The organism is Mesorhizobium sp. CNPSo 4689, from assembly GCF_057784325.1.
The window spans coordinates 408,593-431,088 of the sequence record NZ_JBWLUZ010000004.1 but is presented as its reverse complement, the minus strand read 5'-3'; the positions used below and the strand labels follow the sequence as shown (position 1 = coordinate 431,088).

At 63.6% G+C, this 22,496-nt stretch carries 28 protein-coding genes; 9 read left to right on the top strand and 19 right to left on the bottom strand.

Features of this window, described 5'->3' with window-relative positions; genetic code table 11:
• Positions 1-14 precede the first annotated feature (14 nt).
• From lhpI to sppA, 4 genes are all read right to left on the bottom strand, one after another.
• Positions 15-980, bottom strand: a complete 966-nt coding sequence (gene lhpI / locus AC04SI_RS09710) for a bifunctional Delta(1)-pyrroline-2-carboxylate/Delta(1)-piperideine-2-carboxylate reductase (protein WP_404278080.1) — start codon at positions 978-980, stop codon at positions 15-17.
• Positions 981-1,017: 37 nt separating this feature from the next.
• Positions 1,018-1,362 (bottom strand): DUF1049 domain-containing protein, encoded by a 345-nt coding sequence (locus AC04SI_RS09705; protein ID WP_120013965.1) that lies wholly within the window; start codon positions 1,360-1,362, stop codon positions 1,018-1,020.
• A gap of 41 nt (positions 1,363-1,403) precedes the next feature.
• A complete protein-coding gene (locus AC04SI_RS09700) occupies positions 1,404-1,688 on the bottom strand; it encodes an integration host factor subunit beta (protein WP_006200394.1) in 285 nt (94 codons plus the stop codon).
• Between the two features lie 80 nt (positions 1,689-1,768).
• The gene (gene sppA, locus AC04SI_RS09695) at positions 1,769-2,725 is read right to left on the bottom strand and encodes a signal peptide peptidase SppA (protein ID WP_404278069.1); all 957 of its coding nucleotides are present in this window, start codon (positions 2,723-2,725) and stop codon (positions 1,769-1,771) included.
• A gap of 303 nt (positions 2,726-3,028) precedes the next feature.
• Here sppA and lptC point away from each other — a divergent pair, with 303 nt between their 5' ends.
• The 6 genes from lptC (at position 3,029) to ptsN (ending at position 8,275) form a co-directional block, all read left to right on the top strand.
• Complete coding sequence (gene lptC, locus AC04SI_RS09690; RefSeq protein ID WP_404278067.1) at positions 3,029-3,742, top strand: LPS export ABC transporter periplasmic protein LptC; 714 nt, start codon at positions 3,029-3,031, stop codon at positions 3,740-3,742.
• Positions 3,729-4,310, top strand: a complete 582-nt coding sequence (locus AC04SI_RS09685) for an LptA/OstA family protein (protein ID WP_120013968.1) — start codon at positions 3,729-3,731, stop codon at positions 4,308-4,310. Before lptC ends, AC04SI_RS09685 begins: the two co-directional genes overlap by 14 nt.
• The gene (gene lptB / locus AC04SI_RS09680; RefSeq protein WP_006200390.1) at positions 4,310-5,128 is read left to right on the top strand and encodes an LPS export ABC transporter ATP-binding protein; all 819 of its coding nucleotides are present in this window, start codon (positions 4,310-4,312) and stop codon (positions 5,126-5,128) included. The genes AC04SI_RS09685 and lptB overlap by 1 nt, the downstream gene beginning before the upstream one ends.
• Before the next feature lie 214 nt (positions 5,129-5,342).
• Positions 5,343-6,872, top strand: coding sequence for an RNA polymerase factor sigma-54 (rpoN, locus tag AC04SI_RS09675; protein ID WP_404278064.1), 1,530 nt, complete (start codon positions 5,343-5,345; stop codon positions 6,870-6,872).
• 291 nt (positions 6,873-7,163) lie between these two features.
• Positions 7,164-7,748, top strand: coding sequence for a ribosome hibernation-promoting factor, HPF/YfiA family (gene hpf, locus AC04SI_RS09670; RefSeq protein WP_040582113.1), 585 nt, complete (start codon positions 7,164-7,166; stop codon positions 7,746-7,748).
• A gap of 62 nt (positions 7,749-7,810) precedes the next feature.
• Positions 7,811-8,275: a PTS IIA-like nitrogen regulatory protein PtsN gene (ptsN, locus tag AC04SI_RS09665; protein ID WP_404278062.1), complete on the top strand. Its 465-nt coding sequence runs from the start codon at positions 7,811-7,813 to the stop codon at positions 8,273-8,275.
• A 71-nt stretch (positions 8,276-8,346) separates the two neighbouring features.
• Here ptsN and AC04SI_RS09660 read toward each other — a convergent pair whose 3' ends face one another.
• Both AC04SI_RS09660 and AC04SI_RS09655 read right to left on the bottom strand, forming a co-directional pair.
• Positions 8,347-8,604, bottom strand: a complete 258-nt coding sequence (locus tag AC04SI_RS09660; protein WP_404278060.1) for a BQ00720 family protein — start codon at positions 8,602-8,604, stop codon at positions 8,347-8,349.
• A 64-nt stretch (positions 8,605-8,668) separates the two neighbouring features.
• Complete coding sequence (locus AC04SI_RS09655) at positions 8,669-9,094, bottom strand: Hsp20 family protein (RefSeq protein WP_192183391.1); 426 nt, start codon at positions 9,092-9,094, stop codon at positions 8,669-8,671.
• A gap of 142 nt (positions 9,095-9,236) precedes the next feature.
• Here AC04SI_RS09655 and AC04SI_RS09650 point away from each other — a divergent pair, with 142 nt between their 5' ends.
• Positions 9,237-10,178 carry a nucleoside hydrolase gene (locus tag AC04SI_RS09650; RefSeq protein ID WP_404278058.1) on the top strand — a complete coding sequence of 314 codons (942 nt, stop codon included), beginning with the start codon at positions 9,237-9,239 and terminating at the stop codon, positions 10,176-10,178.
• 153 nt (positions 10,179-10,331) lie between these two features.
• On the opposite strand, the gene AC04SI_RS09645 is transcribed toward AC04SI_RS09650, so the two are convergent.
• The 8 genes from AC04SI_RS09645 to AC04SI_RS09610 all read right to left on the bottom strand — a co-directional run bounded on the left by AC04SI_RS09645 (position 10,332) and on the right by AC04SI_RS09610 (position 16,494).
• Complete coding sequence (locus AC04SI_RS09645) at positions 10,332-10,946, bottom strand: LysE family translocator (RefSeq protein WP_006200381.1); 615 nt, start codon at positions 10,944-10,946, stop codon at positions 10,332-10,334.
• Between the two features lie 111 nt (positions 10,947-11,057).
• A complete protein-coding gene (locus AC04SI_RS09640) occupies positions 11,058-12,518 on the bottom strand; it encodes an amidase (protein WP_404278056.1) in 1,461 nt (486 codons plus the stop codon).
• A gap of 18 nt (positions 12,519-12,536) precedes the next feature.
• A complete protein-coding gene (locus AC04SI_RS09635; RefSeq protein ID WP_488474158.1) occupies positions 12,537-13,445 on the bottom strand; it encodes a ribokinase in 909 nt (302 codons plus the stop codon).
• 84 nt (positions 13,446-13,529) lie between these two features.
• Complete coding sequence (locus AC04SI_RS09630; protein WP_404278051.1) at positions 13,530-14,012, bottom strand: hypothetical protein; 483 nt, start codon at positions 14,010-14,012, stop codon at positions 13,530-13,532.
• Positions 13,987-14,502 carry a hypothetical protein gene (locus tag AC04SI_RS09625; RefSeq protein WP_488474157.1) on the bottom strand — a complete coding sequence of 172 codons (516 nt, stop codon included), beginning with the start codon at positions 14,500-14,502 and terminating at the stop codon, positions 13,987-13,989. The genes AC04SI_RS09630 and AC04SI_RS09625 overlap by 26 nt, the downstream gene beginning before the upstream one ends.
• On the bottom strand, positions 14,469-14,861 hold the full coding sequence (locus AC04SI_RS09620; protein ID WP_404278047.1) for a PDZ domain-containing protein: 393 nt from the start codon (positions 14,859-14,861) through the stop codon (positions 14,469-14,471). Before AC04SI_RS09620 ends, AC04SI_RS09625 begins: the two co-directional genes overlap by 34 nt.
• Positions 14,862-14,884: 23 nt before the next feature.
• Positions 14,885-15,355, bottom strand: coding sequence for a hypothetical protein (locus AC04SI_RS09615; protein WP_404278045.1), 471 nt, complete (start codon positions 15,353-15,355; stop codon positions 14,885-14,887).
• 233 nt (positions 15,356-15,588) lie between these two features.
• Complete coding sequence (locus tag AC04SI_RS09610) at positions 15,589-16,494, bottom strand: methylated-DNA--[protein]-cysteine S-methyltransferase (protein WP_404278043.1); 906 nt, start codon at positions 16,492-16,494, stop codon at positions 15,589-15,591.
• Positions 16,495-16,608: 114 nt separating this feature from the next.
• Here AC04SI_RS09610 and AC04SI_RS09605 point away from each other — a divergent pair, with 114 nt between their 5' ends.
• Positions 16,609-17,505 (top strand): class I SAM-dependent methyltransferase, encoded by an 897-nt coding sequence (locus tag AC04SI_RS09605; protein ID WP_488474156.1) that lies wholly within the window; start codon positions 16,609-16,611, stop codon positions 17,503-17,505.
• On the opposite strand, the gene AC04SI_RS09600 is transcribed toward AC04SI_RS09605, so the two are convergent.
• Positions 17,435-17,929, bottom strand: a complete 495-nt coding sequence (locus AC04SI_RS09600; RefSeq protein WP_404278039.1) for a DUF2244 domain-containing protein — start codon at positions 17,927-17,929, stop codon at positions 17,435-17,437. The genes AC04SI_RS09605 and AC04SI_RS09600 overlap by 71 nt on opposite strands.
• Positions 17,930-17,951: 22 nt before the next feature.
• Between AC04SI_RS09600 and nth the strand changes: the two genes are divergently transcribed.
• Positions 17,952-18,809 carry an endonuclease III gene (nth, locus tag AC04SI_RS09595; RefSeq protein WP_404278037.1) on the top strand — a complete coding sequence of 286 codons (858 nt, stop codon included), beginning with the start codon at positions 17,952-17,954 and terminating at the stop codon, positions 18,807-18,809.
• Here the strand turns inward: nth and AC04SI_RS09590 are convergent.
• The 4 genes from AC04SI_RS09590 to AC04SI_RS09575 all read right to left on the bottom strand — a co-directional run bounded on the left by AC04SI_RS09590 (position 18,769) and on the right by AC04SI_RS09575 (position 22,442).
• Entirely contained in the window at positions 18,769-20,277 is a 1,509-nt protein-coding gene (locus tag AC04SI_RS09590) for a tripartite tricarboxylate transporter permease (protein ID WP_404278035.1), read from the bottom strand. The genes nth and AC04SI_RS09590 overlap by 41 nt on opposite strands.
• Before the next feature lie 10 nt (positions 20,278-20,287).
• Positions 20,288-20,749 (bottom strand): tripartite tricarboxylate transporter TctB family protein, encoded by a 462-nt coding sequence (locus tag AC04SI_RS09585; protein WP_404278033.1) that lies wholly within the window; start codon positions 20,747-20,749, stop codon positions 20,288-20,290.
• 97 nt (positions 20,750-20,846) lie between these two features.
• On the bottom strand, positions 20,847-21,824 hold the full coding sequence (locus AC04SI_RS09580) for a tripartite tricarboxylate transporter substrate-binding protein (protein ID WP_404278031.1): 978 nt from the start codon (positions 21,822-21,824) through the stop codon (positions 20,847-20,849).
• A 213-nt stretch (positions 21,825-22,037) separates the two neighbouring features.
• Complete coding sequence (locus tag AC04SI_RS09575) at positions 22,038-22,442, bottom strand: DUF2214 family protein (protein WP_404278029.1); 405 nt, start codon at positions 22,440-22,442, stop codon at positions 22,038-22,040.
• Between the last annotated feature and the right edge of the window lie 54 nt (positions 22,443-22,496).

Sequence of the window (22,496 nt, the reverse complement as noted above, 5' to 3'; positions counted from 1 at the left end):
TCGTCTACACCGTCTTAGCGCTTGAGCGCCTTGTAGACGGCGATGCCGGCGGCGAGGTCCTCGAGGGCTGCGCCGACCGATTTGAACAGCGTGATCTCGTCGGCGCTCTGCCGGCCCTGCTTTTCACCGCGGGCCAGTTCATGCAGATCGGCGACGATGGCTTCCGGTTTCAGCACGCCGGAGGCCAGCGGCTGGACGATATCGCCCGCTTCCTTGGTGGCGCCGGCGCGGGTGTCGACATAGACGCGGGCGCGCGCAATCGCCTCGTCGTCGCTTTCGCGCATCGTCGGCGTGAAGCCGCCGACCAGGTCGACATGAGCGCCTGGTTTCAGCAGTGCGCCCCTGATCAGCGGCGCCGTCGTGATGGTCGCCGACGAGACAATGTCGGCCTCGCCGAGTTCGGCATCGAGGTCGCCGGCGGCGCTGGCCGGGAAACCCTCCGCGCGCAATTCAGCCGCGACCTTTTCGGCATTGGCCGGCGTGCGGTTCCAGATGCGGATGGTCTTGATCGGCCGTACCGCCGAGTGCGCCTTGGCGAGGAACGGCGACAGCGCGCCGGCGCCGACCACCAGCAGCCGCGACGCATCCTCGCGGGCGAGGTAGGACGCGGCCAGCGCCGAGGCGCAGGCGGTGCGCCACTGCGTCAGCCGCTGGCCGTCGATCATGGCCTCGGGCTCACCGGTCGCGCCATCGAGCAGGAGATAAAGCCCCATCACTGCGGGTTTGCCGATGGCGTTGTTGTCGGGCGATACGGTGACGATCTTGACGCCGATATGGCCGCCCGCCGAGATGCCGGCAGCGTTGAAATCGGTCCAGGCCGGCATCAGCAGCAACGTAGAGGCCGCACCATCGGGCCGTTCGATGGTGTGATGGTGACGGACCGGCTGCAGAGCGCCGTCGCGAAAGGCACTGCGCAACGTCTCGACCAGTCCCTTGAAGCTCAGGGCATGGTCGACCTCGGCGGCCGAAATGGTCAGCATGAAAAACTCCGTGGAGCGAAAGGCACCAAACCGTGCTTCAGGCCGTCGGCTTCGGCAAAGCTGTCCCTTGGGCCGGCCCTTGCGGCGCCGCAGGGGCGCGGCTGACCGCCTGGCGCAGGTTCTCGGCCTCGACCCCGCGCTGGCGCGCCAGCTTGCGGTAGCGGCCCTGCTTGACCCAAGTCGCCAGGCTGCCGACGACCATGCCGACGGCGAGAGCCAGGAACAGGAAGATGAAGAGGGGCAGCGTGAGCGTCAGCGCCGGGTTGCCGGGATTGAACGGATCCAGCGTGAAGGCGACCAGTTCGCGGTTGGCGACGGCCAGCGCGATCAGGATGACGGCCAGCGGCACGAAGACCACGATGAGCATGAAGCGATTGAACATAAGGTTTCCTGTCGAAAGGCCGGGTTGACCCCGCGCGGCGCCTATTTGCCGCCGTTCAGCCTTTCACGCAACTCCTTGCCGGTCTTGAAGAACGGCACCCACTTCTCCTCGACCTCGACGGATTCGCCGGTGCGGGGGTTGCGTCCGGTGCGGGCGGGGCGGTTTTTCACCGAAAAAGCGCCGAAACCGCGCAGTTCGACCCGGTTGCCTTCGGCAAGGGCGTCGGTGATCTCGTCGAAAATGGCGCCGACGATGTTTTCGACGTCGCGCAGGAAAAGATGCGGATTGCGCGTGGCAATGATCTGCACAAGTTCGGATTTGATCATGAGAACGGTCCCCGTGAAAGCACTGCGGTCAAATTATGAGGATGATTTTATTTGCTTTTTCATCCGTCCCAAACGGCCCGTCAAGGGTGCCAGACCGAAACGAGACCGTCAAGAAACAAGCGGTCCGCTCCAATTTCTTGAATCACGTCACCGCCGGCGTCGGGGAGGCCGAGCGCGCCGGCAATCGTCCTGGCCATTGTCTTGGAGAACAGGAAGCTGCCGCGCCCTTCCGTGTCCTTCCATTCCACCACCTTGAGCTTGGCGTCGACGCCCTTGGTCGCCAGCCAGTCGATCGCCTCGGTTTCGCCGCCGACGGCGTCGATCAGGTGGTTGGCAAGCGCCTGGCGGCCGGTGAAGATCGAGCCGTCGGCAAGCGCCAGCGCCTGCTCGCGGGTCATCTTGCGCCGTTCGGCGACGATGCCGACGAACCAGTCGTAGCTGTCGAGGATGAGCTTGCGGACCATGGCGCGCTCGTCGTCATTGGTCGGCTTGAAGGGCGAGGGCGAGGCCTTCAGCGGCGAGGATTTCACTTCCTCCAGCTTGATGCCGAGCTTGTCCATCAAGCCACTGACGTCGGGATACTGGATCAGCACGCCGATCGAGCCGACGATGGAGGATTTGCGGGCGACGATGTGGTCGGCGGCACTTGCGATCATGTAGCCGGCGGATGCGGCGAGCGTGCCGACCTCCGCCACCACGGGCTTGTCGGCGGCGAGCTTGCGCACCTCTTCGAAGATCGATTCGCCGCCGACCGTGGTGCCGCCGGGGGAATCGATCGACAGGATGACGCCTTTCACCTTCGCGGACTGGCGGATGGTTTCCAGCCGTTTGATCAGATCCTCGTCCTCGGTGATGGTGCCTTCGATCCTGACCTTGGCGATGTGGTCGACCGCCGAACCGGTGAAGTCGTCGCTGTAGACCCACGCCGACAGCGCGATCAGTGCGGCGGCCGCGACGCCGAGCGCGGCAACGCGCCAGAATGTCAGCTTGCGGCGCAAACGGCGGCGGTCGATCAGGTCGTCGGCTCTCAGTGCCATGGTCAGCCTCACGGTCGATGGGAAGAGATGCTTTTAAAGCAAGCGCCAACGCCCGGCTACCGTTTCCTAAGGTTTGCGCAGGACACAAGATTGTCTGCGGCTGCGAAGCGGCGTTTCACGAAAAATTAACGCTGCCTGTCCCTATCTGCTATGAAGTGCGGAAATTGTGTCGCCTTCATTTCCGTTTGTAAGACAGCGGCCGTCATATTTTTGCGGTTTTCCTCGGCTTGTGCTTGCTTGCGGGGACCGGCATCCCACCTATAGGCGGTGTTTTGGCGGGCAAGGGTTTATTAGAAAATAGTCATGCTAGCGCGATCGAACGAACAGACCAATGCCGAGACGGCTTTGGCGCCTGCGGCGCCAGCCGGCACGCGTGGTGACGCCTTCGACCTCGCGCAGCGGCATTCGCGCCGGGTGCGGGTGCTGAAATTCGCGGTACCGCTGCTTGCAGCCATCATCGCCGTTGCCTTTCCGGTCTACTCCTATCTCGCCGCGCCCGTGTCGATCTCGGTGCAGGCCGACGGCAGCGCCTTCTCCGACGGCAAGCTGGTGATGGCCAATCCCAAGCTTAACGGCTTCACCAAGCAGAAGCTGCCCTATTCGCTGACGGCGCTGCGGGCCATCCAGGACGTCGGCAAGCAAGGCATCATCGATCTGGAAGGCATCAATGCCAAATTGCCGCTGGCGCCCGACAACGTGGCGACCGTCAACGCGACGCGCGGCATCTACGATCGTGACGGCAACACGATGAACCTGACCAGCGACATCACGGTGACGACAACCGATGGCATCGAGGCCAAGCTCAAATCCATCTTCCTCGACATGGGCAAAGGCACTATGAAGACGAATGATCCGGTCGATGTCAGCCGCGGCGGCTCGCGGATCACGGCGGACACGATGTCGATCCAGGACAATGGCAAGGTGCTGGTTTTCGAAAACAGAGTGCGCGTCAACATCGACGCCGCCAGCCTGAAGGCGGCGGAGGCAAAGAGCGGAGAATCGAATGCGTCCCAGTAGTTCGGCACGGCTTGTGGGCGCGGCATCGGCGCTCCTGCTGCTCGGCCTGGTGCCTTCGTTTGCCCAGTCCGGCGCGACCAGTCAGTCCGGCCTCAAACTGTCGGGCGACCAGCCGATCCAGATCGAAAGCGACAAGCTGGAAGTCCGCCAGGCGGATAGTGTCGCCGTGTTCAGCGGCAACGTTACCGTCACGCAGGGGCCGACCATGCTCAAGGCCGGCAAGATGACAGTGTACTATGTCAAGGATCCCAATGCCGCAAAGGGCGCGGCCGCAGGAGCCTCGGCGATGACCGGCTCGGCCAACATCGACCATCTGGTGGTCGAGAACAAAGTCTATATGAAGTCGGATGACCAGATCGCCACCGGCGACAACGGTACTTTCGACATGAAGACGCAGGTGCTCGTTCTGTCCGGCAAGGAAGTGGTGCTGTCGCAAGGCCCCAACGTGCTGAAGGGCTGCAAGCTCACCGTGCAGATGAAGACCGGCCTTGCCAATGTCGACGGCTGCGGCGGGCGCGTCATCATGTCGATGACACCGCCACCGAAGCAGGGAGCGCCGAAGAACTAATGGCCGGCGTAGCGTCGCTGCTGGCCCGCCTTCCGGGGCGGGCCGCCGGCAAATTAGGGACACCGGCCACGGCCAACGTCGATTCCGCGAAGTTCAAGGGCACCTTGATCGCCAAGGGCCTGACCAAGAGCTACAAGGGCCGCAAGGTCGTCAGCGGCGTGACCATCGGCGTGCGTGCCGGCGAGGCGGTCGGGCTGCTCGGCCCGAACGGCGCCGGCAAGACCACCTGTTTCTACATGGTCACCGGCCTGGTGCCGGTGGATGAAGGCACGATCGAGATCGACGGCTTCGACGTCACCTCGATGCCGATGTATCGCCGTGCCCGGCTCGGCATCGGCTACCTTCCGCAGGAAGCATCGATCTTCCGTGGTCTGAGCGTCGAACAGAACATCCGCGCCGTGCTCGAAGTGGTCGAGAAGAGCCGCAAGGAGCGCGAGCGCAGCCTCGACGAACTGCTCGAGGAGTTCCACATCAGCCATCTGCGCAAGGCGCCGTCGCTGTCGCTTTCCGGCGGCGAACGGCGTCGCCTCGAGATCGCCCGCGCCCTGGCGACGCGCCCGGCCTACATGCTGCTCGACGAGCCTTTCGCCGGCATCGACCCGATTGCCGTCGCCGACATCCAGCAGCTTGTGCGCCATTTGACGGCGCGCGGCATCGGTGTGCTGATCACCGACCACAATGTGCGCGAGACGCTCGGCCTCATCGACCGCGCCTACATCATCCATGCCGGCCAGGTGCTGACGCATGGCCGCGCCGACGAAGTGGTCGCCAATGCGGATGTGCGTCGTCTCTATCTCGGCGAGGGTTTTACGCTCTGAGCGTGAAATACGTTTCCCCGCAGTGAATTTGGGGCAATTCTCGGTTGTTTTTTGCTTTTTTTCGCCCGGATAACGCTCCGGTAAGCGACTCTTGCTAGCGTTTCGCTTGACAAGCAAAAGCCGGGCCAGTCTCTATGCCCGGTCGGAAAATTTGTTCCGGCTGTTCCGATGCGTAGACTTCCCAGTGGGTAGAGAAGGCGTTTGAAACCGAACCATGGCTCTGGCGGCAAAGCTACAGCTACGACAGTCCCAGTCGCTGGTGATGACGCCGCAGCTGATGCAGTCGATTCGGCTGCTGCAGCTTACTCATGTCGAGCTGGACCGCTTCATCGACGACGAGATCGAACGCAATCCGCTGCTTGAGCGCGCCGAGCCGCAGGACGATGCGGCGAGCGACCAGGCGCAGAAGAACGACGCCGCGCCTGAGCCCGCTTCAGACGGGGACTGGTTCGAAGCCGAGACGCAATGGAGCGCCGAGGCGATCTCGGACAAGCTCGACTCCTCGCTGGAAAACCTTTTTCCGGACGATCCCGGCACCAGCGAACGGCTCGGGCCCGACCTTACGGCGCAATGGAAATCGGCCTCCGGCGGCAACGCCGGCGGATCGTCGTCCGAGGGCTTCGACGTCGGCGACATGGCGGCCACGGCAATCACGCTGCGCGAACATGTCGGCGAGCAGATCGCCCTTGCCTTCGCCGATCCGGCGGCGCGGCTGATCGCCGGCGAGCTTGCCGACGGCCTCGACGAGGCCGGCTACCTGCGCGCCGACACCGCCGAAATCGCCGTCCGTCTCGGCGCGAACGCGGCGGCGGTGGCCAAGGTGCTTGACGTTTGCCAGACATTCGAGCCCGCCGGCCTGTTTGCCCGCGACCTTGCGGAATGCCTGTCGCTGCAGCTTGCCGTGCGTGACCGGCTCGATCCGGCGATGAAGGCGCTGGTCGCCAATCTGGAGCTTTTGGCGCGGCGCGATTTCCAGACGCTGAAACGCATCTGCGGTGTCGACGAGGAGGATCTTCTCGACATGCTGGCCGAAATCCGGGCGCTCGACCCGCGGCCCGGCACGGCATTCCTGGGCGGCGCCAGTGACGCGATCGTCGCCGACGTCGAGGTGCGGGCGGCCAATGATGGCAGCTGGACGGTGGAGCTCAATGCCGAGACGCTGCCGCGCGTGCTGGTCGACCATATCTATTTCGCGCGGGTTTCCGGCCACGCGAAAAACCAGACGGAAAAGGATTTCCTGGCCGAGTGCCTGCAGAACGCCAACTGGCTGACGCGCAGCCTTGATCAGCGGGCGAAGACCATTCTCAAGGTGGCGTCGGAAATCGTGCGCCAGCAGGACGCGTTTCTGGTCCATGGCGTGCGTCAGCTGAAGCCGCTCAATTTGCGCACGGTGGCCGATGCCATCGGCATGCACGAATCGACCGTCAGCCGGGTCACGGCGAAGAAATACATGCTGACGCCGCGCGGCGTGTTCGAGTTGCGTTATTTCTTCACCGCCTCGATCGCTTCGGCGGGAGGCGGTGATGCTCATTCCTCGGAAGCGGTGCGCGACCGCATCAAGCAACTGATCGACGAGGAAAAGCCCGTCGACGTGCTTTCCGACGACGCCATTGTCGATATGCTGAGGGAAAGCGGCGTCGACATCGCGCGGCGCACCGTCGCCAAGTACCGGGAAGGCATGAACATTCCCTCGTCGGTGCAGCGGCGGCGCGAAAAACGGGCCCTGGCCAGCGTCGGGCGTTGATACGGTCCCAAAACGGGCCCTGCGAGACGGCCGGATTTCCACAGTTCTCGTGCTTCATTGACAAGCCGCAATGAAGTGGCTAGAAGCCCGCCCGCATGAGACGGGCTCGAAGCCCGCATGCGAATGGTCCGTCACGGTGAAGGCCACGGGACGGCCAAGAAGGCGGCTTGTGATCAATCGGAAAGTCCGGATTTAAAAACAGCGGGAGTGCCGCCGCAAAGCTTGTGCGCACGGACCACGAGTATAAACTCGGGGCAGTTTGAAGCCTGAGCAGGGAAGGTCAGTTTTCAGATGAAACTGCGCATATCGGGAAAACACATGGATATCGGCGATGCGTTTCGTACGCGCATCAACGACCGTGTCGGCGAGGCGATCGGAAAATATTTCGACCGCGGTTTTTCAGGGCATGTCACGGTCATCAAATCAGGGTCGCGCTATTCCGCCGACTGCATGATCCGGCTCGATTCCGGCGCATCGCTGCAGGCGACCGGCGACGCCCAGGATCCGACGCTGGCCTTCGAGGCTGCGGCAGACCGCCTGGAGACGCGGCTTCGGCGCTACAAGCGCCGGCTGAAGTCGCACAATTCCGGCAATGGAAACGGCGAACCCACCGACATCGCCTATACGGTGATGGCCCCGCTTGCCGATGACGACGAGGAGATACCGGACAATTTCGCGCCGGCCATCGTCGCCGAATCGACAATGACGCTGCGCACCATGTCGGTGGCGTCGGCCGTCATCGAGCTCGACACGAAGGACAGCCCGGTTTTCGTCTTCCGCAATGCCGGGAACGATCATCTCAACATCGTCTATCGCCGGCCGGATGGGAACATCGGCTGGATCGATCCGTCCACGACCAAAGTCGCACAGGGATAAGAAGCCAGCCGCGCGAGGGGGCGAGGACTGGCGGGCGGCGGGCGAACAAGGGAATTTCAAGCATGGATCTGAGCGATCTGATCAACGTTCCGGCGATCATGCCGGCGTTGAAGGCGAACTCAAAGAAGCAGCTGCTGCAATTGCTGTCCGAAAGGGCGGCGGGGATTTCCGGCATTCCGGAGCGGGAGGTGTTCGACACCATCCTGCAGCGCGAGCGGTTGGGTTCCACCGGCGTCGGCAACGGCATCGCCATTCCGCATGGCAAGCTGGCCGGGGTGAAGCGCATTGCGGGCGTCTTTGCCCGGTTGGAGACACCGGTCGATTTCGAGGCACTGGACGATCAGCCGGTCGATCTGGTGTTCCTGCTCTTGGCGCCGGAAGGTGCGGGCGCCGACCACCTCAAGGCCTTGTCGCGCATCGCGCGTGTGCTGCGCGATGCCGACACGGTGGCCAAGATCAGGGGCACGCGCGACGCGGTCGCGATCCATGCGCTTTTGTCGGACACACAGGCCTCGCACGCGGCCTGAAGTTTCTTTGGGATAAATCTTCCAAGGTCCGCCGCAGGCGGCCCTGTCCATTTCAGTGGCCAGCAGTCGCTTTAGTGGATAGCGACGGTGGTCAGGTCGTTCTCAAGCGCGCCCGCCAGAGCCCGGTCACGGGCATCCGAAAGCAGGATCGGCTGGCCGTTGGCGGCAAACAGCGCCCACAGCTCCATGCCGGGCGCGATTTCGCCGAGGCCGGGGAAGCGCCCGCGCAGATCGTCGCTCGACACTTTCCTCAGATAGGCGACCGTACCTTCGCCGAGATGGGCGAATTCGCCGCTGGACATGGCGAGATTTTCGTCAGTTCTGGTCATTTCAAGCCTCCTTGACGCGAGGACGCCGCTCAAGGCCGCCTCGCATGAGAGCCATCGGTGAGGATCAGTCTTTCACCGATATGTTTATTTTCCGTACCAGCCGCTCGGCCTCCGGGCGGTCGAGATCGATCGACAGCAGGCCGTTCTTCAGCTCCGCCGCGATCACCCGCATGCCGTCGGCCAGCACGAAACACCGCTGGAACTGGCGCGCGGCGATGCCGCGGTGGAGGAATTCGCGCTCGGTGTCGTCATTTTGACGGCCGCGCACGATGAGCTGGTTCTCCTCCGTGGTGACATCGAGATCGCTTTCGGCGAAGCCTGCGACGGCAAGCGTGATGCGCAGCCTTTCGGCATTGCCGTCAGCACCGCTGAGGCGCTCGATGTTATAGGGAGGGTAGCTGTCGCCGGACTTCGCCAGGCGTTCGAGCGTCTTTTCCATGGCGTCGAAGCCAAGGAGAAGCGGACTCGAAAAGGGCGTCATTCGGCTCATGTTACAGTGTCCTCTCAAGAGCGACATAAACTGGAAAAACCCAGATGGCATTTTTCCCGATGGTCTTGATATGGTCTGCCCCCCGGCCAAGTTCAAGCCATCAAAAACCCCGCCCAAAAAGACTCCCAGACAAGGAATTGAAATGCCCCATACCCGCAAGATCATCATCGACACGGATCCCGGCCAGGATGATGCCGTCGCCATATTGCTGGCGCTCGGCAGCGCCGAGCTGGACATCGTCGGCATATCAGCTGTTGCCGGCAACGTGCCGTTGAACCTTACCGAAAAGAATGCACGCAAGATCTGCGAGCTGGCCGGACGGCCCGATATCAAGGTCTATGCCGGCGCCATCCGGCCGCTGGCACGCGAACTGGTCACCGCCGAGGAAGTGCATGGCAAGACCGGCCTCAACGGGCCGCAGCTGCCCGACCCTACGATGACGCTGCAGGACCAGTATGCGGTCGATTTCATCGTCGAGACGCTGATCAACGAGCCGAGCGGCACGATCACGCTCTGCGCGCTCGGGCCGCTCACCAACGTCGCGCTGGCGCTGATCCGCGAGCCGAGGATCGCGCCGCGCATCAAGGAGATCGTTTTGATGGGCGGCGGCTTCTTCGAGGGCGGCAATGTCACGCCGACTGCCGAATTCAACATCTATGTCGACCCGCATGCCGCCGATGTCGTGTTCAAGGCCGGCATTCCGATCGTCATGATGCCGCTCGACGTCACCCACAAGGCGCTGACCACCGCCACGCGCACCCAGGCTTTCCGCAAGCTTGGCACCAGGGTCGGCACGGCGACGGCGGAGATGCTGGAGTTCTTCGAGCGCTTCGACGAGGAGAAATACGGCACCGACGGCGGGCCGCTGCACGACCCCTGCGTCATCGCCTATCTGCTGAAGCCGGAGCTGTTCAAGGGCCGCAACTGCAACGTGACGGTCGAAACCTCGTCCGAGCTGACCATGGGCATGACCGTGATCGACTGGTGGGGTGTGACCAAGCGGCCGCAGAACGCCATGGTGATGCGTGACATCGACCACGACGCGTTTTTCGCGCTGCTGCTGGAGAGGCTGGGGCGGCTCTGAAAGCCTCCTTCTCCCCGTTCACGGGGAGAAGGTCCCGGCAGGGGGATGAGGGGCCGCGCAAACGTCGATAATTGCCTGCAACACCGGAGCTGCCCCTCACCCGGTCGCTGCGCGACCACCCTCTCCCCGTAAACGGGTGAGGGAAGGGTGCGCTCACTTCGCCTTCGAAAAAGCCAGCCACAGGCCGCCGCCGACCAGGAAGCTGCCGCTGATCCGCGACAGCAGCTTGACCCGGCTGGCCGACAGCAGGCGTCCGGCGCGGGCGGAGGCGAGTGCGTAGGTCGAATCCGACACGGCGGCGAAGATCATCGCGGTGAGGCCCATGACCGTGATCTGCAGCGCATAGTTGCCTTCCGGGGAAATAAATTGCGGGAAGAAGGCGCCGAAGAACACCAGCGTCTTCGGGTTGCTCAGCGCCACCAGCAGGCCCTGCAGGAAGAAGCCGCCGCGCGGCTTCCGCGCCGTCCCGTCGGCGTTCAGCGTGCCCTTCGAGCGGAACATCTGCACGCCCATCCAGATCAGATAGGCGGCGCCGATCAGCCTCACCCATTCGAACCAATGGCCCATGCCCGCGATCAGCGAGGTCAGGCCGATGCCGACAATGGCGATCATGATGGCAAGCCCGGCCTGGGTGCCGGCGACATTGGCAAGGCCGGCGCGCGAGCCGTGACGGATGCTGTTGGCGATGATCAGCGTCACTGTCGGTCCGGGCACCAGGATTATGACGAGACAGGCAAGCAGATAGGCGGCGTAGAGTTCCAGCGACATGGGGGTTTCCTCGACAGAATGCCGCTATGCGACGCGGCCATGTCAAATCAATGCATGGGATCGCCGTCGGCGCAAGCCGGTGGAATTGGCACCGATAGAACCAGGCTGGCTTCAGGAGGAGGCGACCTGCCATGGCAGCGTCGCCTCATAGGCCGCTCCCGCCTTGAGCACGGCAAGGTCGCCGCGCGGCCGTCCAATCAGCTGCATGCCCATCGGCCGGCCCCTCTCGTCGAAACCGACCGGCACGTTGAGGGCCGGACAGCCGCCCAGCGTGGCGAAGGCGGAAACCTGCATCCAGCGGTGATAGCTGTCCATGTCGCGCCCGGCCACCTGGTTCGGCCAGTGGGTGGAGACCGCGAAGGGAAAGACCTGCGCGGTCGGCAGCGCGACGAGGTCGAAGCGCTCGAACAGCGACAGCAGCGTTTTGTGCCACGACGAGCGCCGCACCGTTGCGGAGTGGATTTGCGGCGCGGTGAGGTGCAGCGCCTGCTCCACTTCCCACACGGCCTCGGGCTTGAGAAGTTTGCGCTTTGCCGGATCGTCGTAGTGGGCTTTCAGCGCGCAGCCGCTGCTTGCCTGGCGCAACGTGACAAAAGCCTGCCACAGCGCTTCGAAGTCGACATCCGGCACCAGCGCCTCGCTTTGGAACGACGCGCCGGCGATCCTGCCCAAAGCTGCCTCGCAAAGATCGAGAATGCCTGCTTCCACCGGCAGATGGCCACCGAGATCGCCGAACCAGGCGATGCGGCCGCCGCCCGCCGGCGTTTGCAGTCCTTCCAGGAAAGAGCCCTGCTTATGATGCGAGAGCGGCGCGCGCGGATGGTAGCCGGCCTGCTCGTCGAGCAGCAGTGCGATGTCGCGCACATTGCGGCCCATCGGACCTTCCACGCCCATCTGCGCATGGAAGACATCGATGTCGGGACCGGCCGGGACAAGCCCCTGCGATGGGCGGAAGCCGTAGACATTGTTGTAGGCGGCTGGATTGCGCAGCGAGCCGCCGAAGTCGCTGCCGTCGGCGACGGGGAGCATGTCGAGCGCCAGCGCGACCGCAGCACCACCGCTCGAGCCGCCGGCGGTCAAGGCCGGGTCGAAGGCATTGAGCGTCGGGCCGAACACGCTGTTGTAGGTGTTCGAACCCAATCCGAATTCGGGAACATTGGTCTTGCCGATGATGATGGCGCCGGCCTTGCGCACGCGCTCGACGAAGAAATCGTCCTCCCCGGGGACGAAATCGGCAAAGATCGGCGAGCCGAAGGTGGTTCTGAGGCCCTTGGTCAAGGCAAGGTCCTTGATGGCGATCGGCAGGCCGAATAGGGATCCAGCCTCGCCGCCTCGCGCCAGGTGGGCATCGGCCCTGTCGGCTTCCGCCAGGATGTCGGCGGGTTCGCGCAGCGACACGATGGCGTTGACCTGTGGGTTCACCGCCTCGATGCGGTCGAGGAAGGCCGCGACCACCTCACGCACCGACAGGCGCCGTCGCCTGATTGCCTCGGCAAGCTCCATGGCGGACAGCCGGCAAATCTCGCTGGCCGGCGCCACGGCATGTTTCGTCACGGGTCGCATGGCTGTCATCCCCTTAAGCCCGCAGGTCTAGCTGGCAGGTTCTTGCAAGGCGGCGTCGACATCTTTTGCCAGCGGGATCGCCGGCTGGGCGCCGGGCTTCAGGCAAGCAAGCGAGCCGGCGGCGGCGGCGCGGACGAGCGCCTGCTCGAGCGGCAGGCCGGACGACAGGCCGGCGCCGAAATAGCCGCAAAAGGTGTCGCCGGCGCCGACGGTGTCGACCGGGGTGATCTTCAGCGCCGGCACCGTCAGGAAATCGTCCGGCGTCGCGGCCAGCACGCCGTCACCGCCGAGCGTGACGACGATGGTGCGCCCGGTCTTGCCGGCATAGTCGCGCATCCGCGCCGAGCGGTCGCGGCCGGCGAGCGACAGCGCCTCGCCATAGAGGTCGAATTCGGTTTCGTTGGCGACGGCATAGTCGGCCTTGGCAAGCAGGTCGGACGCCTCCGCGAGAAACGGCGCGGTGTTGAGCACACTGATCGCGCCGGCCGCCCGGGTCGCGTCGAGCGCGGCCTCGACGGTCTGCAGCGGGATCTCGTGCTGCAGCAGCACGACATCGTTCTTTTTCAGCAGGGCTTTGGTAATGTCGGCCGGCAGCACCGAATCGTTGGCGCCCGGCACCACGGCGATGACGTTCTCGCCGTCGGCGCCGACCAGGATCAGCGCCGTGCCAGTCGAGGCGAAGCTCTCTCCGACGCCAGACAGATCGACTTTCCCGTCCCTGAGCAATGCGGTTGCCTCGGCGGCGAAACTATCCTTGCCGACCGCGCCCACCATGCGCACCTTGGCGCCGGCGCGCGCGGCAGCCAATGCCTGGTTGGCGCCCTTGCCGCCGGGCGCGGTGGCGAAATGCGAGCCGCGCACCGTCTCGCCAGGTGCTGGCAAGCGGTCGACATTGGCGATGAGGTCGAGGTTGATCGAGCCGACAACGATAATCAAGAAGTGCCTCCTGCTGATTGCGCGGGAGGCTAACCCGTAAGACTGCCGGTTGCCAGTCCATCCGGGTGCCGCGTGCGTCTCTTGTCATTCGCAGCGCACCGTGACCATGCCCTGATAGTTGCCGGCCGGAAAGATGCCTGAAGATTTGGTTGCGGCGAGGTCGACCTGGATGGTGTGGGTGCCGTTGGTGACGCGCTGCGGCGAACTGCCTGGGATGTCGGTGCCCGAGCCATCGAGGCGGAAGACGGTGGCGAAAGTGGTGTTGGTGTCGCCGCCGCTTGGCGCGGAGGTAAAGGCGATAGGCGGCGGCGCCGAAACCGAAAAGCAATCGAGCAAATTGAGTATGGAGCAGAGCAGGGAGCTTGCGGTGATGGTGGCGCCGGCGCTCGACCCGCCGGCCTGCTTGGAGCCGAATATGTTGATCGCTGGGTTCGGCGTCATCGTTCCCGAGGCGCCGATCATGATCATGCAGGTGCCGATGATCGCCGACTGTGCCGGCAGGCAGAAGCCGGCGAGCGCGGCGAAGGCAAGCAGCGCGCTGCTATTTCTTCTTCTTTTTCTTGCCATGGCCGTTTCCGGTTCTGATGCTCCAGCCTTCGTCGGCCCATCCGGGTGATGTGGCGGCAGGGGCGGGGGTCACACTTGCCGTCTGGCCGTCGGCGCCGAGGCCCATCTTCAGCAGCTTCAGTTCAAGCTGCAGTCGCTCGACCTCGAGCTCGTAGAGGCGGCTGCAATCGACGCGCTTCGGCTTCCGCCCCAGCGGGATCACCACGCGGCCGTAAGTGGCGAGGTCACTGTTCGACTGGCTGTTGCTGTTGCCTCTGATGACGCCGACGTCGAGATAGGCGCCGCTGCCGGAAACTGCGGAGCGGCAGGTCGTGCCGTCGGACGCATGAACCTCGTCCTGGCCCTGGGGCAAGGTGACGCCGGGCAGAGTGAAGCCCGTCTGGTTCTGGTTCAGGTTCAGGATATCCTCGGCAAACCCCTGATTTACGACCGCCCAAGCGGGCAGCAAGGAAAGGGTCAGAACCTGCGATGCCCGAAAAACTTTCCGCATATCTGTGCCCTTATTTGCGTCTGCTCGCTTGGAAAGGGGATACTCTCGGTACAGATACGCACTTTACGCTCGGTCGCGCCGTCGAACGGCACGACCACCAGAACTGGGCGCGATGCCTGGCCAGCCAGCAGGAAGGCGTTCGGCGTGATCCTGGCATCGACGGGTTGGAAATTCTGGTCATAGACATGGATTTCGACGCGTATGCGCTGGTCATACGGGTTGCCCGGGAAGACCCGCACGGCGAAGGCGTCGGTAAAGGACCTGACCTCGCCGCGCATCGGCGTCATCGACTGGCCCGACGCGGCAATGGGAACGAGGGCGACAGCCAGTGCCGCCGCCAGAATTCGAACATGTGTCAAAGCTCCCTCCTTTCGCGAGGGTGTCATTCGCAGCGAAGCGTGACCGTTGCCTGATAGTTGCCGGCGGAGAAGCGGTTGCTGCCGCCCTTGGTGCCGGCGAGATTGACCGCGACGGTCGAAGTGCCGGGCGCGGCAAGCGCGGTCGTGGTGCCGGTTTCCGCAATGGTGTGGGCACCGGTGGAGGCGAAGGTCGGCGTCCAGGTGGTGGCCGTGACATCAGAGGCGGGCACGGTGGTGGATGTGACCGGATCGACGCTGAGCGAGACACCGCCCGTGGTGTCCACCTGGACGCTGCCGGCCGAACCGCCGGCATTGTGGGAGCTCAGCGACTGAAGGTTGGTGCTGACGGTCATCGTGCCGTTGGAATTCACCGTCAGCGTGCAGGTCGCGGTTATGGTGCCGTTGAACAGGACGTTTCCGGTCGCGGCCGATGCCGTCTGGTCGATACAGGCAACAAGAACAGCTGCACCGATGGCGGTGCGGAAGAGCTTCATCGAATCCTCCTATCAAGCCGGACAGTCCGACCTAATCCAAAGGTATCCTCGCTTTATCGTGGTTAATTTAGGGTAAACTTAAATAATATTGCTTCGGCGTAACAAAGAAAACCGGCGAAACCATAGGTTGTCGCCGGTTGTATAGCTTCTAATCGCTGGAGAGTAATTATAGGAATACTTGTTGATACTGATATCTGCGGTTTTATGCAACTGAAACGGAAAAAATCGACGTTTCAGGACGCGACCTGCCCTGCTTCCCAGCCGAGGATGGCGCGCTTGCGTGTCAGGCCCCAGTGATAGCCGGTAAGCGCTCCGGATTTGCCAAGTGCGCGATGGCACGGCACGACGAACGACATCGGGTTGGCGCCGACCGCTGCGCCCACAGCTCGGCTGGCGTTCGGTGCGCCGATCCTTTCGGCGATCGAGGAGTAGGTGCAGGCCTTGCCCATCGGGATGCGCAACAGGGCTTCCCAGACGCGCAGCTGGAAGTCGGTACCGATCATCACCACGCGCAGCGGCTGGTCGGCGCGCCACAGCGTCGGATCGAAGATGCGCGCCGCATAAGGCGCGGTGGCGCTCATGTCCTCGACATAGTTGGCGTTCGGCCAGCGGCTGGACATGTCGGCGAAGGCCGCCCGCTCGCCGCCTGGATCGTTGAAGGCGAGACCGGCCAGCCCACGGTCGGTGACCATGATCAAGGCGATGCCGAAGGGCGAGATGTGGTAGCCGTAGCGGATGGTGAGGCCGGCGCCACGCGTCTTGTAGTCGCCCGGCGACATCGCTTCGTGGGTGACGAAGAGATCGTGCAGCCGGCCAGGTCCTGACATGCCAAGCTCGAACGAGGTTTCGAGCAGCGGCATGCCTGAATCGAGCAGCTTGCGCGCATGGTCGAGCGTAACCGCCTGCAGGAAGGCCTTGGGCGACAGACCGGCCCAGCGGGTGAACAGTTTTTGCAGGCCGGTCGGGGTCTCGCCGACCTCCTCGGCCAGAATCTCCAGCGAGGGCTGGTCGCGATAGTCGAGACTGATCTTCTCGATGGCGCGGCGGACCACCTCATAGTCGCTGCCTTCGGGCGTGATGTCGTTCTCAAGGATCGCGGTCGGTTTCATGCGGGTATTCATGGTCATCTGGGCGTTCATGGCAATATCTCCTTGACCGCGAATATCGTTCTTCCTGCCCTTTGCCACCACCCGAAACTTGCCTTCCCGCTGCCCGTACCCAGATAGAGTCGGCTCGAACGGAAGTGGACAATCATGTTCGGCGAGAAGGTAAATCTGACCGGGGCAAGGGAGACCTTGCTGTTGACGCTCTACGGCAAGGCGCTGGAGAGCCGGCTACCCCATTCGCTGCTTGAGGATCGGTTCGCCGACGAGGCGGTGCGCAAGATCGATTATGATTTTTCCAGGCTCAAGGTTGATAGCAATCTCGGCATCGGGCTGGCGATCAGAGCAAAGACGCTAGACGTCCACGTTCAGGACTTTTTCGCCAGAAATCCCGACGCCATCGTGCTGCATCTGGGCTGTGGGCTCGATACCCGCATATTTCGCGTCGATCCGCCAGAAGGCGTGGACTGGTTCGATGTCGACTATCCGGACGTCATCGCGCTCAGGCGCAGGCTTTACCCGTCCCGGCAGCATTACCATTTGATCGCTTCGTCGGTGACGGAACTGGACTGGCTGACTGAGGTGCCCCGAAATCGCCCGGCCATGGTGGTGGCGGAAGGATTGACACCCTATCTCGCCGCCGAGGAAGGGCCACGTTTGTTTTCACGGCTTGTCTCGCATCTTGCCAGTGGCGAGCTGATGTTCGACGCCTACAGCCATTTCGGCCTGAAGCTGCCTTCGCCTCAATCCGTCGGTCAGGGCGACGGGCGCCGAGGTCCACTGGGCCATCGAGGATCCGCACGAACTGGAGCGCGCCGTTCCGAAGCTGCGGTTCGTCGAGGACATCTCGGCCTACAAGCCGGAACACGCCGCCCGCATGGGCAGGGTAGCGAAATTGTTCGTTCGCCTTTGGAAATACATTCCCGCACTGCGCAAGATCGGCAGGCTTTTGCGCTATCGGTTCTGAAGCGCTGGTTCAGCGCGCCTTGGCGGTTGCCAGCGCGCGTGAAAAGGCCGTGGCAAAGCTCTCGCGGTCGTCGGGGTTGAGGAAGGTGCCGATCGAGACGGACTTCCCTTGAGCCTCCACCACCATCCTGGTGATGCCGATCTCGGCATGGCGGGCGATCGAGAAACGCGACCAGAACGGATTGAAGCGATGCGCTTCCGATTTGCCTGACGGCGCCGTCTTGCGGATGTCGAGGCTGGTTCGGGAGACCGACACCTCCTCGCGGGCGCGGGCGGCGCGGTAGTTGGCGCGGAAGGCGATGTAGACGCCGATCACGTCGAGGCCGAAGAAGCCGAACACCGGCCATGCGCCGCGCGACAGGAAGAACGCCCCTGTCACCAGCCAGCCGAACAGCAGCGTGCCCATCAGCACGAAAAAGCCGGTGCGGCCGAGCGAACGGTGCGGTGTCAGCAAAACGTGGAAGAAGGGCTCGTCGGCCTGGAAAGAGGCGTTTGTATCGCTCATGCCGGGATATTATAGGAAGGGTATGGCGAGCCCCAAGTCCAAAAAATCCCCGATGCCCAAAAATTCCCCGATGCCCAAGAAGGAATTGCCGCCCGGCCGGCGCGACGGCTCGAACGCCAAGCCGCGACCGAGGCCGGTCAGATCACGGTCGCTCTACAGCGCGGCCGAAGTGCATGAGATCTTCCGGCGCTTTTCCATACAGCGGCCGGAGCCGAAGGGCGAGCTCGAGCATGTCAACGCCTTCACGCTGCTGGTGGCGGTGGTGCTTTCGGCTCAAGCCACCGATGCCGGCGTCAACAAGGCGACGCGGGCGCTGTTCAAGGTCGCCGATACGCCGCAAAAGATGCTGGCGCTGGGCGAGGCCAAGGTCGGCGACTACATCCGCACGATAGGGCTCTGGCGCAACAAGGCCAGGAACGTCATTGCGCTGTCGCAGGCCTTGATCGCGGACCATGGCGGCGAGGTGCCCGACGACCGCGAGCAACTGGTCAAGTTGCCGGGGGTCGGGCGCAAGACCGCCAACGTCGTGCTCAACATGGCCTTCGGTCAGCACACGATGGCGGTCGACACGCATATACTGCGCATCGGCAACCGGCTCGGCCTGGCGCCCGGCAAGACGCCGGAGCAAGTCGAGCAAGGGCTGCTGAAGATCATACCGGACGAATACATGCGCCACGCGCATCACTGGTTGATCCTGCATGGCCGCTATGTCTGCAAGGCGCGCAAGCCGAATTGTCCGGCCTGCGTCATCGCCGACATCTGCAAGGCGGCGGAGAAGACGACCGATGTGCCGGCGCCGCTGGTGCCGATCGGGCCGCTCGGTCTGGCGGACGAAGTGGCTAATTCTCCTCCACGAACACCTCTTCGCGCTTCTTCTTGACCGCGGGCAGGAAGACGATGACGAGCACCGCGAGCGCAATGAAAAGCAGGCCGGCACTGATCGGTCTCGTCACGAAGGTGCTCGGGTCGCCGCGCGAGAGAATCATGGCGCGGCGCAGGTTTTCCTCAAGCAGCGGGCCAAGCACGAAGCCGAGCAGCAATGGCGCGGGTTCGCAGCGCAGCTTGGTCAGGAGGTAGCCGAGGATGCCGAAGAAGGCGACGGCGTAGAGGTCGAACACGTTGGTGCTGACGCTGTAAACGCCGATCGAGCAGAACGCCATAATGATCGGGAAGAGCACGTAGTAAGGGATCGTGAGGAGCTTCACCCAAAGCCCGATCAGCGGCAGGTTCAGGACGATCAGCATCAGATTGCCGATCCACATCGAGGCGATGATGCCCCAAAACAGGGCCGGCTGTTCGGTCGCGACATTGGGGCCGGGTACGATGCCCTGGATGATCATCGCGCCGATCATCAGCGCCATCACCGGGTTGGCCGGAATGCCGAGCGTCAGCATCGGGATGAAGGAGGTCTGGGCGCCGGCATTGTTGGCCGATTCCGGTCCTGCGACGCCTTCGATGGCGCCCTTGCCGAATTCCCCCGGATTTTTCGATACGCGCTTTTCGACCGTGTAGGAGGCAAAGGCGGCAAGGATCGCGCCGCCTCCCGGCAGGATGCCGAGCGCCGAACCGATGATCGTTCCGCGCACGATGGGCGCCGCCATGCGCCGAAAATCCTCGCGGGTCGGCATGAGGCCGGAGACCTTGCGGATCAGCACGGAGCGCTCATGCTCGTTCTCGAGGTTGCGCAGGATCTCGGCGACGCCGAAGACGCCGACCGCCACCGCGACGAAATTCAGCCCGTCCGCATATTCGGTGATGCCGAGCGTGAAGCGCGGCGTGCCGGTGTAGATGTCGGTGCCGACAATGCCGAGCAGCAGGCCGAGCACGACCATCGCCAGCGCCTTGACGATCGAGCCATGGGCAAGCGCGACGGACGAGACGAGGCCGACGATCATCAGCGAAAAATATTCGGCCGCGCCGAATTCCAGCGCGATCGCCGTCAGCGGCGGGGCAAAGATGGCGACGAGGAAGGTCGACACCGTGCCGGCAAAGAACGAGCCTATCGCCGCGATCGCGAGTGCCGCCCCGGCGCGGCCATTCTTGGCCATCTGATAGCCGTCGATTGCGGTGACTGCCGAAGAGGATTCGCCGGGCATATTGATGAGAATGGCGGTGGTGGAGCCGCCATATTGCGCGCCGTAATAGATGCCGGCGAGCATGATGAGGGAGGACACCGGGTCACCGATCTGGAAGGTGATCGGCAAGAGCATGGCGATGGTTGCGGTGGCGCCGATGCCGGGCAGGACGCCGATCAGCGTGCCGAGAAGGACGCCGATCAGGCAGAAACCAAGATTTGTCAGCGATGTCGCCGTCGAAAAGCCGAGCGCAAGGTTGGCGAGGAGTTCCATGGTCATCTCCTCACATTGGCAGCCACGGGCCAAAGCGCTGGAACGGCAGGCCGAGTGCGTAACTGAAGACGAGGAACGCAAACAGCGTCAGGCCGGCCGACAGCATGAGCGCGGTCAGCGGCTTCATGCGGGCGCTGGCAAACGATGCGATCAGCGCCGTCAGGAAGATCGACGGGATGAAGCCGAGGCCGCGCACCGTCAGGCCGAAGAAGATCGGAGCGGGGAGGATGAACAACATGCCGCGCCAAGCAATGTGGCCGATCGGCTCGCTCTCGAAGCGCACCGCCTGGACGAGGATGACGACGCCAAGCAGGATCAGCACGACCGCCAGGGCCAACGGGAAATAGCCTGGCCCCATGCGGAAGGCGGTGCCGATTTCGAGACCGAGCGACTGAGCCGCGAAAAATGCGCCGAAAGCGATGAACAGCGCGGCGCATAGGCCGTTGGTCCTGTCGATTGCGAAAGGTTTCATGACGTTCCTCCCAGGCTCGCGTCTGGAGCGCGAGACGCTGCATGCGAAAACGGGGCCGAAGCGAAAACGGGGCGCTGGTGGCGGCCCGTTCGAAATCTCAGTCGGCGTACTGGCCGGCGGCTTCGATGATCGGCTTCCAGCGCCCGATCTCGCCTTCCAGCTTGGCCTTCAGCGCGGCCGGCGTCGCGTCGGCCTCGGGTGACGGCTTGGTGCCGAGTTCGGCGAAACGGGCGGCGACGTTCTGGTCCTTCAGTGCGACCTGCAGCGATTTCGACAGCCGTTCGGTGATCTCGGCCGGCGTGCCCTTGGGGGCATAGATGCCGTGCCAGATGCCGACCTGCACCTCGGGAAGGCCGCCTTCCGTCGTCGTGGGGACGTCCGGCAGCACGTCGAGGCGTTCCGGCGAGGTCACTGCGTAGGCCTTGATCGTGCCGCCCTTGATCTGCTTCGTGGTATTGGTCGTCTGGTCGCACATGATGTCGACCTGGCCGCCGAGAAGGTCGGTCATCGCCGGGCCAGTGCCCTTGTATGGCACGGTAACCAGCGGCGTCTTGATGCCGCTCATGAACAGCATGCCACACAGATGCGAGGCCGCACCTATGCCGGCATTGGCCACGGTGATGCTGTCCTTGTTGGCCTTGGCGTACTCGACCAGCCCCTTCAAGTCGGTCGGCTCGAGGTCCTTGCGGCCAACAATGGTCATCGGCACCTCGGTGACGAGGCCAACATATTCGAAGGCGTTCAGCGTGTCGTATGCGAGCTTCCGGTATAGCGTCGCACTGGTCGCCATGCCGATATGATGCAGGAGCAGCGTATAGCCGTCCGGCTCCGCTTTAGCGACGCGACCGGCGCCCAGCGTGCCGCCGGCACCGCCGACATTCTCGACGATGACCTGCTGGCCGAGATCCTTCGACATGGCTTCCGCGACGAGGCGCGTCACCGTGTCGGTCGGGCCACCGGCCGCAAACGGCACCACGACAGTGATGGTGCGTTCGGGATAGGTCTGGGCGCCTGCGGCGAACGGATAAAGGATGGCAGCAGCGGCGGCTGCGAGAGCGGCGACAAATTTTCTCATAGTGGTTCCTCCCAGAATTCTGATCTGCAACCACTGCGCGGAGTTCCTCTCAACACCGGCTGTGGATAGAGCAATAATTAGCGCAAGCTAGCAGATTGCAATCGGACTGAAACGGCAAACTGCTGATATCCGCAACTGTCCGCACCCAATGGGTGAAGGGATGCGCAATCTAGTAGCCGTAGCCGCGTGCCATTGCCGCCGCAAAGACCGGGATCAGCAGGAAGATGAACGCTTCGGCGCGCACATAGCTGCGCGCGGATGCGAGTTCCGCCGCCGGTACCCGGAAGCCGGGGCTACCTGCCTGTTCCAGGAGATGAAGCGGACGGTCGGGATGATCGACAGCAGACCGACGGTGGCGAAGGCCGCCATCTTGGCCCAGAACATCCAGTTGTAGGCATAGAATTCCCAGCCCTTCAGGCCATAGAAGACGCGACCGATGCCGACGATGATGATCAGCGTGGCGATGATGCCGTAATGGCGATCGATACCGGCAAGCCGCTTGAGCGTCGCGGCGGGCAGGTCGCTGCGGATCAGCACAAATTCGGCGCCGATGATGCCGGCCAGCGAAAACACCAGCAGATGATGGATGATGGCCAGCACGAGGTCGGTGGTATCCATGCTTTCTCCCTTCGATCGGACGGCGCGGCAAGGAGCGCCTGAATCGGCACCGGC